The following is a 15,912-nucleotide window of genomic DNA, read 5'->3' as shown; positions in this document are numbered from 1 at the left end:
TATAAACCTTGCAACAGCTTCATTCGTTTAACTCCTACCACCCACTATTAATGACCCATCTGGTGTGTCAAATAGAGTAATATCACAGGCAACATTTAGTTTCATGATCCCAATCTACTACCAAAAGAAAATCAACAAGTGTTGTACCATCTGAGTTTATTGATGGTACAACACTTGTTGCGTATATACTTGCATCACCTTGGACCAGTTCGATTGTCTGCAAGTCAGTACCTAAAGAATTATCATAAAGCCTTGCTTCACAAGCAGAGATATGAACTACTGGAAATGAAGGCATTTTCTCCCTCATAATGTCCCAGTTAAAAGCATGCCACCCTGTTTTTTGCTTTGGTAAATAAAGACGAAATGTCTGTGCCATAAGATGCCTCCTTTCTTTATCATTCTCTGATTGTTTAATTCTTGATTAATTATTATTCATTGGTAGCATTAGCCCTACAAACAAAAAAACATGTTTTTTATTTGTTCTTCCACTATGTTCAAAATGCGACAGATGTTACTACAGAAAAAACAAAAACAATTAAGTGAATATAAAGCAATTTATATGATTCAAGATCACTTGTACTTAGTATATGAAGCTATACAAAAAGGCACCCAAGAAGTATCAAAAATTTTCCTTCGTCTGTTTAATCTCTTACAAAAAAATGGACGGAAATCCCATCGATATGAGAAGAAAACAGTCTTTGATATATTAGGTGTCGTTTACCAGTACACTGTATTCAACCCAAAACAGAAAACTGCATAATCTTTAAAAATACACCTTATCAAGGTTTATTTGGTATGCGTATTTTTAAAAACAAATAAACAAAATATCAAGCATGTAGGCAACATGAACGGAAGTTCATAGGAAATTTAATCTTAGCTTGATGGGCATGGGGCATATCCTATAAAACAGAAGAAAAGTTAAATCGGAAGGGAATATACTCTATTGGGGATTTAGCCAATTATCCCCTTAAATACTTAAAACAGAGCTTTGGCAAGATTGGAGAAGAATTACACTTACATAGTCACGGAATTGACTTTAGTCGTATTTCAGAAAAATATGTTCCTGCCACAACTTCTATTGGAAAAAGCCAAATTCTAATGCGTGACTATATAATAGAAGAATTTCCGATTATTCTACTGGAACATATTGAAGAAGTTTGTTATCGGCTTAGAAGACAAAACAAACTTGCTCAAACCGTTCATTTTTCTGTCGGTTATAGCAAGAGTTATTCCGGTGGCATTAGAAAAACACATACTTTAAGTCGTCCAACAAATTTAACAATGGATATATATAATATCTGTACATACTTTTTACATCAACAATATACTGGAGAACTCATTCGTAGCATAAACATATCCTTAACAAACCTAATTCAAGAAGGGGAAGAACAAATTTCTCTTTTTGATAATCTCACGAAACGAGAACAAGAAATGAAGTTAGCAAAAGTAATGGATGAAATACGCACAAAGTTTGGGAAAAACAGTATTTTACGAGGAATTTCCTACACGCATAGCGCTACAGCTAGATACAGAAACACACTAATAGGAGGACATAAATCATGAGTAACGCCAATATGCCAAAAGGAAGAGGAATGGTCTCCATTTGTTATCAAGACCTAAATTCAAAAAATACTTAAAATATCAAGCTCCTAACATATTGTATATGACTAATATGTTAGGAGTGTTTATTTTTAATAATGAGTTTTAAAACATAAACGGTCGTTTTTGGTACAATAATAGGGGGTCATCATATCATAAGTGGATAATTTACGAATTTTAAGGGTAACCCCCAAGAAATCAGGGTTATCTTTTTTACTTATATCGGATTCCATTGGACATTTCTTTCAAATCTCCCCAATTCAATATACGAATAGAGTTTTTATCTCTTTCAATAATTTTCTTTTCTGATAGCGAATGAATAACTCGATTTAGATGTCGATATGTCGTGCCAAGTAAATCTGCAATCTCTTTTATATTTGAAGTCTTTAGCTCCACTCCAAAGATATTATCGGGCTCAGGTGATATCGTAGACATAAGATAGCTCGCAAATTTATTTTCCACAGATGCTAATAAATTCACACGAGAAGCTGTTGTGCACGTTTGAAGCTTATAGCTTACATGTTCTAAAAGTGTATGTAAAAACTTTGGATTATTCATTTCATATTCTTTTATATAATCAAAATGTAGTCCAATTAATAAACATTCATTAATTGCTTTAACTTGTGATTGGACGGGAACATTTCGAATTAATTCAATATCACCAATAATGGAAAAAGGTTGGATAAATCGTAGTAAAAGTGATTTTCCAGTTTCAACACTTGATGTTATTTTTACTTTCCCTTCCACTAAGAATAATAATGATTCTAGTTCACTTCCCTCAAGTAAAACAATTTCATCTTGTCCATATTGCTGCAGTGTAAATGGGGGTTGTTTTTCTCCGTTAAACATTTCTTCAATATGATATTCTCGTAATTTTGTTCCAAGTAGCTTCAAGTCATGAATAAATTTCATATAATACTCCTTTTGGGACATATGTCCTTTTCATTATAAGATAAACTGATATGATAAGAACAATAAAAATTTTAGGAGTGGCATAGAATGAAATTTGTGTTCGATTTAGATGGAACAATTTGCTTTAAAGGTCAACCTATTTCTGAAAGACTACTATTATCATTAGAAAAGCTAGTAGCTCAAGGGCACGAAGTCATTTTTGCTTCAGCCAGACCAATACGTGATTTACTCCCCGTCTTACATGAACGTTTTCATCAATACCCAATGATTGGTGGAAATGGATCCATGATTGCAATGAAAGGAAAAATCATATCAACGATTAGTTTTGATGAAGGAACGCTTGCAAATATTGTTCAATTACTTAAATTTTATAATGTCTCTTATTTAATAGATGGTGATTGGGATTATGCCTATACAGGGCCAACTACACATCCGATTTTGAATAATCTTGATCCAGAAAGGCGTGCTAAAAACGTTAAATTGGATAAATTGCAGTCAATCGTAAAAATTTTAGTGCTTACTTCAGATAACATGGAAGCAGTTAAAGAAAAGCTTAGTAATATGAATGTTGTGGTTCACTCTCACGGAAACGAAGGAATCTTAGACATAAGTCCAAACGGAATAGATAAGTGGAGTGGATTGCAGCAATTGGGTGTGGAAGAAAAAGAATATATAGCATTCGGTAATGATGCAAATGATATTACAATGTTTCAACATGCAATGTATTCAGTTATGATTGGTGAGAACTTACAACTCGCACCGTTTTCATCTGAACAACTAGTATTAAGTGAGAATATAGAAAACATTCTAGTGCGAAGACTTAGTGAATTAGGGGATATTAATATAATTAAGAAGCTGGTAAGCCTATAAGGGGGAGAACGAGCTTAGCTGAGACAGACCGCAAAGGAAAAATTATAGAAGTTCTAAAATCCTATAATTTAATCAGATTACATAATTATGAAAGGTGAGATGTAGTTTTGAATCAATCCTTAGATAAAAGACGTTTAGCTTTACGAGAAGCTGAATGCAAAGCCGAAGATCTTTTCAGAGCGATTGAAGAAAAAGGGATACTACGTAGTGGTGTAACTGAAAAACAAATCAATCGGGAAATTTATGAATTGGCTTTTCAAATGTTCGGAATCAAAAAATATTGGCATAAACGCATTGTACGAGCTGGAAAGAACACATTATATCCTTATAGAGAAAATCCACCAGATTTAACCGTGCTAGAGGGAGATATTATTTTTCTTGACTTCGGTCCTATTTTTGAAGATTGGGAAGCTGATTTTGGTAGGACATACGTCCTTGGAGAAGATCCAGTCAAATTAAAACTACGTAATGATATTGAACAAGCCTGGGAAGAAGGAAAAGCCTTCTTTCAATCTAATCTTACAATCACAGGTAGTGAACTTTTCTCATTTGTTTGTGATCTTGCAAAAAAGTATGGGTGGGAATATGGAGGTCCACATGCTGGTCATCTCATTGGTGAGTTCCCTCATGAACAAGTTCAAGGGGAAGAAGTTGAGAACTATATTCATATTGATAATGATGTTTCCATGAGAGAACTTGATAAGAACGGTCAACCGCGGGATTGGATCCTGGAGATACATTTTATTGATCGAGAACTAGAAATAGGCGGTTTCTTTGAACAGCTATTAACAGTTGAATAGATTGTATAATGTATACACAAAGTTTACACAATATTTCATTATCGATAATTGAAAAAAAGAAAGGCCATAACGACAAGGTATAAGGTCTTTCCTTCTTTATTTAGGACTGATACCAGCGCAGCTGACATAGGCCGTAGAGTAAGAAAATGAAAAGTTCCTAAAACAGTGAGTAATGGAACTTTACTCGGAACTACGGTTCAATTATTATCAGTCATTAGCATACACTTTGTAGCTGGTACCACCCCTTAATAAGTAACCTATACTTTATGAAATAATTAAAGCCTAATTTCTTGTTATTGTAGCTTGAAATTAGGCTTTTTCATCTGTTGTTAATTTGAAATAAAGTTACGATGCTTATAAAAAGATGCAACATTTAAAATAAAGTCGCGATATTTGTATAAAAGTAACGATGTTATCCCGTTAGATTTGATCATCCAAAGGGATATTTTTATTTTCAAATTTGCAACTGATTAGTTTGAATATGTGCACTAGAATGTTCATAAAATTTTTCTTGGTTTGAAACTATTCAATGCGTACATTTTCTGAGATTTCTTTAGCCTGTATACAGTAATTAAATACCCCTTATAGCCTGTTTTTTATAGTGCCTTTACATAGTTTTGATTTATCATGCCATTACTCCCATATATTATTTGAAACAGTGTGTCTTATATAATCAAAACTTACATTAAAAGAGGACAATTATTATTAAATTATGACCCTTTTTTCCAACTTTGAACAAAGTATACTAAATATAGAGGTGAATTGATGTATATTACAACAAGGAAATTTTTTCTTGCTGAAATTATGGTAAAAGATGAAAGGGGATTTTATAATGATAGATTTAAAGAAGTGGCATGAGGTAGATACATATATTACAAATCAATTGTTACCCAAAGACTCCATTCTTGAAGAAATATTAGCAACGAATGCTGAGGCTGACTTACCAGCAATAGACGTTTCTCCCAATCAGGCAAAATTTCTTCACTTACTAGCATTAATTCAAGGAACTAAAAGAATATTAGAAGTTGGCACTTTAGGAGGCTATAGTACTATCTGGTTAGCTCGCGCCTTATCAGAAGATGGGCAGCTAATTACTCTTGAATCAGAAGTCCATCATGCAGAAGTTGCAAAATTGAATATAGCAAGGGCTGGTCTATCTAACTTAATAGAAGTAAGAATTGGACCTGCTCTTGAAACAATGTCGAACTTATATAATGAGGGAGCTTCTCCATTTGACCTAATTTTTATTGACGCGGATAAACAAAATAATGCGGAATATTTAAAGTGGGCACTTAAATTATCTCGAAAAGGCACGGTAATTATAGGAGACAATGTAGTTCGAAAAGGAGAGATAGTAAATTCTGTTAGTACTGATCCTAGTGTTCAGGGAGTTCGTCGTTTTTTTGATATTCTTGCATCTGAACCGCAACTATCCTCAACGGTAATACAAACTGTAGGAAGTAAGGGATATGATGGGTTTAGTATAAGTATAGTACTGTAATTGTATGAAGTAGAAGTATTTTATTAAAAAGAGAAAAGACACCCAACAATGATTTGAACTTTGGGCTATAAGATACTAAATAACTTTTTAGTTATCGTAATATTTTTTAATAAACTACGTAATTAAGCGAAATGCGTATACATTAAAATATTTCATGAGCAAAGTTTTATCAAACTTTTTTATAAAGCAGAAAGTTTATTTAAAAAGAAAAGGATTCATTTTGAGTAAAGTTTACCCAAAATGAATCCTTTTCTTTTGCTATAAAATACGTGTTAATCCCCCCTAGAATTAGACTTTACTCCGAAGCCACAGTTGTATTTTCTTAGCTTGATAGTGATGTGGCGAGACCCCTTTATGAGCTAATATTGTGTGAAAGTTGGAGAGTGATTTTTAAAAGTGGTGCACAAATCCTTTTGTTTGGATAAGAAATGAAGCGAAATGGTGCTTTGAATCATTGGACTGGATAGAAATTTAAATGTATTGGACAATATTTTATGAATTTATGTATTGGAATTTTTGTTCGTATTTTGTATACTAAATGTGAATTTTTCTTACAGTAGGCAATCTTTCAGTTTCTATGAAACGCAACTAATCTGTTAATTATGTATGGTGTCAAACAAGCTCTTATGTCAATGGATATAAGAGCTTGTTTGCATGTAAATCACTGATTTATGTACAATTATAAAAAATAAATAATATATTGAAAAACACATCGTTTATAGAATTTCTATACCTCAGTTTTTCCTTTTTGCTGTAAATTTAGTGTATGATGAAAGAAAGAAATAGAGAGGTGATGTAATTGAAAAAATCAAAGTTTGTTGTTCCGCTTCTTTTTTCTTCACTCATGTTAATAGGCTCTTGTCAGCAAATTGATAGTGTAGAAGCCTCGCAAAGTGAGGGTTCTAGAGTGTTGGATACGGTTCATAATGTAGTAAATGATAAAAATTTTCTTAGCGCTACAGTAGATGATGCCGCAAAGTTTTTAGACCTTAGAATATCTGATACAGAAACACCTAAAGAAGTTGAGGAAAAAATCGATAAAGAATTAAAAAAGAAAAAAATTACATCTTATACAATTAATATTGTCCAAGAAGACGTTAAATTAGCAAAAAAAGAGCATAGATGGGAACTACTTAGTTTAAATCTGATAGATGATTTATTAAGTAAACCAGAGTACAAAGGAACTACCATAATAAGTAATAGCAAAGATTCGAACGGACCAGTTACACTTATAATCAATACTCCTATAGTTGGAAATGAATCAACTGCAAAGGAAAATGCAAAAAGACTTGAGCAAGATATAAATAATGCTATGAAAACCGATAAAAACAAAAAGCTAGTTAAAGAAGATACGTATATAATTCAAATTTATAATAGCGATAATAAGTTAATAAATTTCAACTTTGAAATCTTCGCTGACTTGTGTGTGTGATAAATTTGTTTGTTCATAACTTACCCCATTAGTAGGAAGTGTTGTTGGTTCTTCTGCAAAAGCGGAAGTTGAAGGGATTAAAGCACCCAATGCTAAAGCTCCTACACCTAATTTACCTAGTTTCTTTTTCAACATACTATCATTCTCCCATTCATATTTTTTTATAATATAAAAAGTCGAGATATTATGTATTTCATCACTAGTCTTGTATCCCTTATTTTCTCATACATTAATTGGTATAGTTTGGGAATCATGTTTTTGAAAAAATATTCTATAAATTGATAAATTTGGATAATAGCCGAAAGAATTTGTTGAATCAATTGTGTTATTTTGTATAATAAATTCAAGTTTTTCTTACAATCAACAATTCTCCGTTCTATACAACAAATGCTATAAGTAGGCTTTTATGTATATTTACGTAAGAGCTTGTTTGCATGCGGACCACTCTTTTATGTACAATAAAAGAAAAACATCTTATGAGATGGGGAGAGGAAAACCCATGTCCAATCAACAATTAGTGAATTTACGCATTGATTTTGCTTTTAAACAATTATTTGGCACAAGTGGAAATGAAGATATTCTAATTGCGTTTTTAAATGCGATGTTACAGGATTCTTTAGAATCACCTATTGTTTCGTTACAATTAGAAGACCCGCACTTACACCGAGAACATGAGGAAGATAAATTATCAATTTTAGATATTTCAGCGACATTAGATACAGGAACAAAGGTAAATGTGGAAATTCAATTGAATAATAATCATGATATGATTAAAAGAAGCCTGTATTATTGGGGAAGGCTATACACATCCCAACTTCAAAAAGGAATGCCATATAGCTCTCTTCATAAAACAATTACGATCAATTTATTAAATTTCGTTATGTTTCCTGAATATGAGGCATTCCATACAACCGGAATCCTATGGAATCAGCAACAACAGAAAATATTAAGTAGTGATATTGAAGTTCACATCGTAGAGATTCCAAAGCTCATGCAACAGTGGCGTAATGAACAAGTAAATCCCTGGGAAGATTCATTTGTTCGTTGGTTGTTATTGCTTCCAGCGAATGAGGATGAACAATTAACCCAAACATTGGAGGATATTGCGATGAACCAAGACCCAATTTTACAAAAAGCGATGAATAAATGGGAACGTATGAGTCAAGATTCTTCTTTCCGACAAGCATATGAAGCAAGGGAAAAAGCGTTGATGGATGAAGCTGCAAAATTTGCCCATGCTCGTAATGAAGGGAAAAAAGAAGGGATTCAAGAAGGGGTTCAGCAAGGGAAAATTCAAATGATTAAAGGTATGAATGAACTTGGTGTACCAATTGAAACGATTGCAAAAGCAAGTAAATTAAGTATAGAAGAAGTTGAGCTTATTTTGAAAGGAAATTCATAATAAACAACCAAGATAGTAAAAGAACCACAATCCCCAATGGCTGGGATTGTGGCTCTTTCTTTTACGATGCAAGAAGAAGACACAAGAGAAAAGATCAGTGACAAGATATTACACATAGAAGAGACTTGTCACTGTTACGTTCACTGTAAGAGTATATCATAAAATGATTTTGATAAGGGATTGCAAAGCGTAAACTTGTTGCATGATTTATAGCAAATAAATTACAAAAAACCAATTCTTGTAAGGTAGAATTGGTTATTTTGTATACATATAGCCTAAAGGAGACTTGACTCTTTTTCTTAGTATAACTCGAATCGAAAGAATATTCGAAAAATAAATACTATTTAACAGTTAGTATCAATTAAAAAACATAATATATGTTACCGATATCAATAATATATATATCATTTTTAATAACATAGAAATCTTTTAGTATACGAATTTTTATTTTGCTGGTGGTCCTTCACCTACATATCGATAATGGAATATTTTACCGTATAGGTGTATATTTTAATAATGTAAATATTAAAAATTAATTAAGAAAAAGGTGGATATTTGATGCCAAATTGTGATTGGGGGAGGCCTTGTGATTGCTCCGACTGTAGGACAGATAGATTTCCTATAATATGCACTCATTGCGGCTTTAAAAATATACTTAAAGTGGTCGGGGATTCTGAATATAAGATGGGGAGAAAAGGGCTAGGAGATTATGAATTTACCTATCCAGGAGGAACAAGAGATTTAAATTGTTATCATTGCTCAACAGTTATACCAGGAGTTCGCTACTATGATAATTACGATGAAGAATCATGTAGAAGGGGTACCGCCCCACATCCATCAACTTAAGGTATATGTTTATACAAAGGCGGATCTTTCCATGTAGTTTTTCATTATTTTTTATAGATATCCTAAAAGTAGGCATATCAAATAAACCCCGAAGGGTTACAATTTTTTCACTATAATTATGCTACCTGATGAATGGAAGTGGTATACTCATAGACAACACCCAAAATATCAAAGACTGTCTTTTTCTCGTATCGATGAGATTTTCGTCCGTTGTGCTGTAGGAGGTTAAACAGACGAAGGAGAACCTTTGATAATTCTTGGGTGTTTTTGTGTAATGCTTGGTAAAAAAGTGAAAAATAATCCTTAATTATGTACATCGCTTTATATTCACTTAGCTCTTTCTGTTTCTTACGTAATAGGAGTTCTCGCATTTTAAACATAGTAGAAGAACATAGTAGAATACTAATGAGTTGCCCATAAAGATGACATTCTAATCGCTCTTGTTTAATAGATTTACAACGATGAATTTGAAACCAAGATTTCCATATTTTAAATAACAGCTCAATTTGCCAACGTAATGAATATAAATCATAGATTTTCTCTTTTGGTACCCATTCCGTAGGAATGTTTGTCATATATACCGTAATACCTTGTAAAAGCTTCGTGCGCTCTGTATATGTAATTCCTTTTTTCTTTTCACGAATAGCTCGGTCATGTAGGCGTTTCTGTTTTTGCTCCTCGGTACACCTATAAACTACAATACGAGTAGGCAGTTTGTCTTTACTCCCTACATATACATCGTGTAATTCATACACTTGGCTAGGTTGTAATTGTTTCATAATGTCTTCCAAATGAATTTGTATATATACCGGTTTTAATTGAGAGGGTTTTGTTTTAAATACCACTGTTTCGAACTCTTTTCTATATATTTTAGTTGGTAACTTAAGACGAGATAAATAATACCCTTGCTTGTCTTGAATAGACTGAAAGTCTTGTAGACGAAAATATCCTAAGTCACGAATATACAGCTCATTCTTTTGTATCATGCCTGTTCGAGTCGCACCATATGCCTGATCACTTCGTTTTCCTGGTTCAATTTTCACATCAGAAAATTCTCCACTTAACAAGTCATACTCTAGTTGAATTTTCACACCAGCTTTATGACTACATCCTCCGGCACCAGGATAAGTGGATGCGAATCGATCTGGAACTTGAAAGGTTGTAGAATCAAGGATGCGAATGCGCTCAAAGTAGGAAGAAAGAGAATGAGAAATCTTAGATACGCCTCCAATTTTAGCTTGTAGAAGTGTAGTAAACACCGTTCGAAAGAAGGCTACAGAAGCCGAGTTAAATCGCCGATTAAGTCCTTCCGGACTTAATAAAACTCCTGTTGAAGTTTCTAATTGACTACATAGTTGAGTAAGAGAGGTAGTAGCGACTTGTTGATTAAGCCATACACACAAAGATAAGAAATGGTGCCCGTGGCACTTACGTTTTCGTTTCATCCCGCCTGCTTCTATGGCTAATTGATTAAGTGTAGCGGGAGACATATATCGATATAACTCTTCAGCGAATAAAGATAATTCTTGTTTTTGATTCATATTCATAAAAAGCACATCACCCTTTCTCATTCACATAAGAAAATAGTAACGTGCTTTTAACTTCAAAAATAGTCTAAATCCTTAAGTTGATGGATGTGGGGTAGCACCACATCGCTATCAAGCTAAAAATATGAATTTCCCCAAAACAATAAATACGAGCAAAATGCACAAAATTTTCGTTCTGGAGGTAATATGAGATTTTAACTTGATGGGCATGTGGTGGTACCCCTTATAGTTTGTTGTAAATATCTGCGTAAGCTACTTTCAGTTGTTTCCTTAATTGCTTGTTTTCCACTTCCAGCTTTTGATTTTTTCTTTTAAGTGATGCTATAAGTGCATCCTTATTGCTTTCATTCATTTCTCGCTTTACTTGTTTCGGTGTAGGTGCCTGTGATTGTTGATTTCGTAATGTTTCGATTCTGGAACGGAAGTCCTTGTTGTTATAGAGTGTTGCTTTTGATACATTCGCTTCACTGGATACACTGTTAAAGTTTATCTTTTCATTAGCTTTTATAAGCCTTTTAATGGCTTCATCTACCTTCTAATAAGTGTTAGCCTTACGGTTGGCGTGAATCTCTTTCAAATGTGTAGAACGGTCATATTCAGACATTTTTAACACCTAACTTTCGTTTCATCCGATCTTGTCTACCAAAGATAACATTTCCATCTTGGAGGGTATTTAAAATATTTTGGTAACGTTGTAGATTTTTTTGGTTCCTCTCCGCAATATCCTCTCTACCACGTTGTTTTGCTATTTCAATTGCTTTCGTAGTGGTTTTAATGTGAAGTTCATATTTTTGTTTATCTAACTCTGAAAAACCCACCGCTAAGTCTTTACAAGGAGTTTGATTATCACCACAAGTTAGACAAGGCGGGGCTTCCATATGAGGGCAGTTTCTGTTTAAACGAGCGTGACACGTTCCATAAGGGTTGTCCATCGCATTTAGCTTGTGGTCTTGCCATAATGCATCCAATATGTCTGTTGGAATATCTTCTCCTGATTTAATTTCCTGTACTTCACCGTTTAATTCAAAGCTAAAAACACCTTGCTTTATGACTGACTCAAAGACTTTTCTTTTAGTATCATCTAAAAGTTTTGCATACCTTAATGTCATTTCTGGAGAAGCATGAGCCAATAACTCCTGTACTGTTAGAATATCTGCACCGCCGTTTAACATTTTGACAGCATATGTGTGACGAAATTGGTGGATTTTAAAATAAAAAATATTTCCATTTTCATCGAGAATTTTATTTTTACGTGCTAATTTATTTAGGTGATCACGAATAGTTTTTTGATTAAATGGCTTACCTTTGTAGCGAATAAAAATATATTTTTCAGGATTATTATCTTTATTACTTTTTTCTATAGAATGCTGAATGAGAACTGCCAAGATATCTGCAAGGGGTCACCATATCAAAAAAAGAAAATTGTACGTTTAGACACAATTGCATCAAATTGATGTGAAACAATAGCTTAAAACCAAAATATAAATATAATTTCTTGATTTTTTTCTCAATAAGGTATCACTTGAAAAATGGTAATATTTAGTTGAGACTTTTTCACTTTAGTGATAAAGCTTAGGAATTTGATTAGCGAAATAAGATGAAGAAGGTGGGACCTCTTTGAAAGTATCCTTGCTAATTAAATAATTCTATTTTTCTTAAAATTAGGAGGCGAAAAAATGCGTAAATTGAGAAAAAAATTTCTAGTAATCTTAGTTGCATTAGCTGCAGTATTAGGAAATTTTATCAATTTATCAAATTCTGTAGGTACAGCTGAAGCAGCTACAAGTTCAAAGAATAATGTAACATTCTATGTGCAAGATCCAAGTATTGGAACGAAATTTACTGATTCGTATTCACGTAACAATTTTGGAAGTAGTCCTGGTGGCTCAAATTTAAATAATACAATCTCAAGTTTGACTGTGGGAAAGAATACAAAAGTAACATTATATGATGGTGAAAATTTTAGTGGTGCGTCTTATATCGTTACAAATGCTTCGAATGCAGATAAATTTTTCGACCTAACGCAAAGTTTCAATGATAAAACTTCTTCTTATAAAATTGAGGATATCGGTTCCAATAGTGTTACTTTTTATGAAAATGGAAAGAACACTGGAGCTGAGTATACTGAATCTGTCTCCAGATCCAGTGTGAATAATAGTCCTGGTGGCTGGAAGTTTAATAAAAATATATCAGGTGTGACATTGGCAGCTAGAACAGAATTGAGAATTTATGATGGAGAAAACTATACTGGCTCCACGTATTATCTCTCAAATAATACAGACCAAGATGTTTTCTATAACCTCAGTACAATAGCGAATGGAGTTTATAATGATAAAACTTCTTCTTACATTGTGTACCATTTAGATGGATACAATGCTTATCCAGTTTATTTCAATGCGGTGTTTTATGACGAGTTAAATGGAAATGGACAAAGCTTTAGAGATACTGTAAGAGGAACAAACCTATCCAGACAGTTTATGTCCAGCAGTCCTGGCGGGGACGAATTTAATGATCGAGCTTCAAGCGTGAAACTAACTCCAGGTACAAAACTAACCGTTTTTGAGGAAGCAAACTATGGTGGAGCTTCCTCTGTCTATACAAATACTACAAATGTCGATCAACTAATAAATTTAACTTCTTTTGATAACAAAATGTCATCGTATATTATTGAATTAGGTACTACGACTCCAACATCTCACAGTGTAACGTTTTATGAAAATCCATCCGGATCAGGTCAATCATATATAGACACAATGTCAAGAAATTGGGTGGGAGATAGTCCAGGAGGTTCATACTTTGATGATAAAATCTCTAGTGTAGCATTGGAGCCACATACAAGATTAGTGATTTACGAAGATTCAAATAAATCTGGATACAGACATACTGTTATAAATGATAGTGATTATGTAAAAACGTACGACCTAACTACTTTTGATAATAGAATATCATCGTACGAGATTGATCAGCTTCCAGCGCATAGTGTAACGTTTTTACAACATAGTTACGAAAACGCTGGAAATTCAGGATATAATTATACAGAAACAATCTCTCGCCCTTCATTTGATAATAGTCCAATTGGTAGTTCATTTAACGATATGGCTTCATCGGTAATCGTAGGTGCATATACGAAAGTTTTACTTTATCAAAATGCTAACTATGGTGGAGAAACAAAAGAATTAAATAATGATACGAACGGTGAAAAGGTATTTAACTTGTCTGATTTTAATGACAAAGCATCATCATTTACAATTAGCAAAACACGCTGAGGTTGATGGGAAAGTGATTTTAAACTACTACGGAAAATGAACCTTGGGAATAGTTTGCTCGTTTACTTAGTAAGCGCTGTTATATTATTTGCTATTTGGTTTTTCACAAGGTAAGACCTTAAGTTGTGTCAAATAAACTAGTTTATTTGACACAACTTCTTCAAATTTATATACAGGATTATATGCAAAGAAAAGAAATCCTTAAATAGCTACATCTCTCTAAAAGCCTGGTAGATCAACGATGTATAAAAAGTGTATATCGTAAGAAAACAGGCAAAAGCCAATCCCTTCTACATCAAGGGATTGGCTTTTTTTAAAACTACCGATAATAGGACGTTATGTAAACTTGACATGAATAAAATATAAAGGGTTCTTTATTCAACTGATGGAGCAAATTAGTTGAACACGACATTTCAAAAGCAGTATAATTATGAAGGATGGAATATTAAGGAATTTGAAAAAGGTGGAAATTTAAAAATCAAATTTGTAGTTAATAGAATGGATGATACTATGAATGAAAACAGAATAAAAATACTCGCTATTTCAGGAAGTCTACGGAAGAATTCCTCCAATACAAACGTTTTATATGCTATTTCTAATCTGAAATCGGAAAATATTGATTTTCAATTTTATGAAGGATTGGAACATCTCCCATACTTTAGTCCTGAAGCAGATACAGATGATCCTCCTGCTTCAGTTAAGGACTTACGTGAACAACTTAAACTAGCTGATGGTGTAATAATTTGTACACCTGAGTATGCGAGGGGAGTTCCAGGAGTTCTAAAAAATGCTCTTGATTGGGTTGTATCATCGGGAGAATTTATGAATAAACCAGTAGCTGTTATTAGTGCTTCTTCACGTATTACAGGTGGAGATAAAGCACACGAATCAATAATGCTCACATTACAAATGATTGAAGCAAATATCCCAAAAGAAAGCACTTTACAAATTGGTGTCGTAGGAACCAAGATTAATAGTAAAGCAGAAATCCTAGATCCTACGACGAGAGAACAATTAAAATCAGTGCTTAATTCCCTTATTTCATCTACCCAATGTTAAGCAAAACACATGTATTTACTTCTGATAACACTTGATTATGTAAACATAAGAGCCCTCCAGATCAATTAAACTGGAGGGCTCTTGATAGTCTCTAAATTATATTGACTCCCGATAATGAGACGTAATGTTAATCAGTCATGAATAAGTATTCATAATTAAAATCCTGTAAAGGCAAACTAACCTAAAAAACCTTTGGAGGAACTTATGAGACAGTTTATCGTGATATTAGTAATGTGTATGACCATTATTTTAAGCCCGTATCAAGCGCAGGCAGATGCATCTGCATCCCTACCATGTAGTGTTATACTAAATTCACTCAATAAAGCAGACAAGAATGCCAAAGGGGTTGCTTTGGTCTATAAGGTGAAGTTAACAGCAAGTTTTCCACGAACAAACATAAGTATTTTGGGTGTACACCTACCTGACCCAATCACTTTGGGTAATTATGATACATACGAAGGTTTTGCCTTCATTCCAGAAGAAATTAGTTGGCGATTCAAACTGTATCCTTCTGAAGAAGATGATGGTCCTACTTGGGCGGGGAGAATTGATATTATTACAGCAGAAATGAAAGGAGTACAAATTCAAGTACGCCCATCCAATTCCAAGACCGAGAAATTAGGATTACCTGTTTTAACAAACAATATCAAAGCCTGTAAATGAAGGGGAATCCATACA

General features: G+C 33.3%; 12 protein-coding genes and 4 pseudogenes. 10 read left to right on the top strand and 6 right to left on the bottom strand.

Annotated features, from left to right (window positions below; genetic code table 11):
- Positions 1-82 precede the first annotated feature (82 nt).
- On the bottom strand, positions 83-376 hold the full coding sequence (locus B9A45_RS30645; protein ID WP_084065853.1) for a hypothetical protein: 294 nt from the start codon (positions 374-376) through the stop codon (positions 83-85).
- Positions 377-472: 96 nt separating this feature from the next.
- On the opposite strand from B9A45_RS30645, the pseudogene B9A45_RS30640 reads away from it, so the two are divergent.
- Positions 473-760, top strand: a pseudogene (locus tag B9A45_RS30640) (IS4 family transposase); the annotation flags it as partial.
- A gap of 128 nt (positions 761-888) precedes the next feature.
- Positions 889-1,563 (top strand): annotated as a pseudogene (locus tag B9A45_RS30635) (DNA repair protein); the annotation flags it as partial.
- Positions 1,564-1,812: 249 nt separating this feature from the next.
- Here B9A45_RS30635 and B9A45_RS30630 read toward each other — a convergent pair.
- Positions 1,813-2,511 carry a Crp/Fnr family transcriptional regulator gene (locus B9A45_RS30630; RefSeq protein WP_084065852.1) on the bottom strand — a complete coding sequence of 233 codons (699 nt, stop codon included), beginning with the start codon at positions 2,509-2,511 and terminating at the stop codon, positions 1,813-1,815.
- Positions 2,512-2,598: 87 nt separating this feature from the next.
- Here B9A45_RS30630 and B9A45_RS30625 point away from each other — a divergent pair, with 87 nt between their 5' ends.
- The 4 genes from B9A45_RS30625 (at position 2,599) to B9A45_RS30610 (ending at position 7,114) form a co-directional block, all read left to right on the top strand.
- Positions 2,599-3,381 carry an HAD-IIB family hydrolase gene (locus B9A45_RS30625; RefSeq protein WP_084065851.1) on the top strand — a complete coding sequence of 261 codons (783 nt, stop codon included), beginning with the start codon at positions 2,599-2,601 and terminating at the stop codon, positions 3,379-3,381.
- Between the two features lie 107 nt (positions 3,382-3,488).
- Positions 3,489-4,181 (top strand): M24 family metallopeptidase, encoded by a 693-nt coding sequence (locus B9A45_RS30620; protein WP_084065850.1) that lies wholly within the window; start codon positions 3,489-3,491, stop codon positions 4,179-4,181.
- Between the two features lie 832 nt (positions 4,182-5,013).
- Complete coding sequence (locus B9A45_RS30615; protein WP_084065849.1) at positions 5,014-5,682, top strand: O-methyltransferase; 669 nt, start codon at positions 5,014-5,016, stop codon at positions 5,680-5,682.
- Positions 5,683-6,481: 799 nt separating this feature from the next.
- Positions 6,482-7,114, top strand: a complete 633-nt coding sequence (locus B9A45_RS30610; RefSeq protein ID WP_084065848.1) for a DUF4030 domain-containing protein — start codon at positions 6,482-6,484, stop codon at positions 7,112-7,114.
- On the opposite strand, the gene B9A45_RS30605 is transcribed toward B9A45_RS30610, so the two are convergent.
- The gene (locus B9A45_RS30605) at positions 7,070-7,249 is read right to left on the bottom strand and encodes a hypothetical protein (RefSeq protein ID WP_084065847.1); all 180 of its coding nucleotides are present in this window, start codon (positions 7,247-7,249) and stop codon (positions 7,070-7,072) included. The two genes, B9A45_RS30610 and B9A45_RS30605, sit on opposite strands and share 45 nt — an antisense overlap.
- A 364-nt stretch (positions 7,250-7,613) precedes the next feature.
- Between B9A45_RS30605 and B9A45_RS30600 the strand changes: the two genes are divergently transcribed.
- Entirely contained in the window at positions 7,614-8,516 is a 903-nt protein-coding gene (locus B9A45_RS30600) for an Rpn family recombination-promoting nuclease/putative transposase (RefSeq protein WP_084065846.1), read from the top strand.
- A 962-nt stretch (positions 8,517-9,478) separates the two neighbouring features.
- On the opposite strand, the gene B9A45_RS30590 is transcribed toward B9A45_RS30600, so the two are convergent.
- From B9A45_RS30590 to B9A45_RS30580, 3 genes and pseudogenes are all read right to left on the bottom strand, one after another.
- On the bottom strand, positions 9,479-10,909 hold the full coding sequence (locus B9A45_RS30590) for an IS4 family transposase (protein ID WP_142263115.1): 1,431 nt from the start codon (positions 10,907-10,909) through the stop codon (positions 9,479-9,481).
- 223 nt (positions 10,910-11,132) lie between these two features.
- Positions 11,133-11,513, bottom strand: a pseudogene (locus B9A45_RS33100) (DUF6262 family protein).
- A pseudogene (locus B9A45_RS30580) lies at positions 11,506-12,306 on the bottom strand (tyrosine-type recombinase/integrase); the annotation flags it as partial. The pseudogenes B9A45_RS30580 and B9A45_RS33100, both read right to left, overlap by 8 nt.
- Before the next feature lie 279 nt (positions 12,307-12,585).
- Here B9A45_RS30580 and B9A45_RS30575 point away from each other — a divergent pair.
- The 3 genes from B9A45_RS30575 (at position 12,586) to B9A45_RS30565 (ending at position 15,897) form a co-directional block, all read left to right on the top strand.
- Positions 12,586-14,175 (top strand): hypothetical protein, encoded by a 1,590-nt coding sequence (locus B9A45_RS30575; protein ID WP_084065844.1) that lies wholly within the window; start codon positions 12,586-12,588, stop codon positions 14,173-14,175.
- 510 nt (positions 14,176-14,685) lie between these two features.
- Positions 14,686-15,234 carry an NADPH-dependent FMN reductase gene (locus B9A45_RS30570; RefSeq protein WP_084065995.1) on the top strand — a complete coding sequence of 183 codons (549 nt, stop codon included), beginning with the start codon at positions 14,686-14,688 and terminating at the stop codon, positions 15,232-15,234.
- 204 nt (positions 15,235-15,438) lie between these two features.
- Complete coding sequence (locus B9A45_RS30565) at positions 15,439-15,897, top strand: hypothetical protein (protein WP_084065843.1); 459 nt, start codon at positions 15,439-15,441, stop codon at positions 15,895-15,897.
- Positions 15,898-15,912: the final 15 nt, after the last annotated feature.

It is taken from the genome of Bacillus sp. JKS001846 (genome assembly GCF_900176455.1).
Classification (GTDB): domain Bacteria; phylum Bacillota; class Bacilli; order Bacillales; family Bacillaceae_G; genus Bacillus_A; species Bacillus_A cereus.
This window is presented reverse-complemented; position numbering and strand designations above follow the sequence as displayed.

Coding starts and splice junctions, on each gene's coding strand:
- B9A45_RS30575 (WP_084065844.1), top strand. CDS start 12,586: ATGCGTAAATTGAGAAAAAAATTTCTAGTAATCTTAGTTGCATTAGCT.
- B9A45_RS30605 (WP_084065847.1), bottom strand. CDS start 7,249: ATGTTGAAAAAGAAACTAGGTAAATTAGGTGTAGGAGCTTTAGCATTG.
- B9A45_RS30570 (WP_084065995.1), top strand. CDS start 14,686: ATGAATGAAAACAGAATAAAAATACTCGCTATTTCAGGAAGTCTACGG.
- B9A45_RS30625 (WP_084065851.1), top strand. CDS start 2,599: ATGAAATTTGTGTTCGATTTAGATGGAACAATTTGCTTTAAAGGTCAA.
- B9A45_RS30615 (WP_084065849.1), top strand. CDS start 5,014: ATGATAGATTTAAAGAAGTGGCATGAGGTAGATACATATATTACAAAT.
- B9A45_RS30600 (WP_084065846.1), top strand. CDS start 7,614: ATGTCCAATCAACAATTAGTGAATTTACGCATTGATTTTGCTTTTAAA.
- B9A45_RS30590 (WP_142263115.1), bottom strand. CDS start 10,909: ATGAATATGAATCAAAAACAAGAATTATCTTTATTCGCTGAAGAGTTA.
- B9A45_RS30645 (WP_084065853.1), bottom strand. CDS start 376: ATGGCACAGACATTTCGTCTTTATTTACCAAAGCAAAAAACAGGGTGG.
- B9A45_RS30565 (WP_084065843.1), top strand. CDS start 15,439: ATGAGACAGTTTATCGTGATATTAGTAATGTGTATGACCATTATTTTA.
- B9A45_RS30630 (WP_084065852.1), bottom strand. CDS start 2,511: ATGAAATTTATTCATGACTTGAAGCTACTTGGAACAAAATTACGAGAA.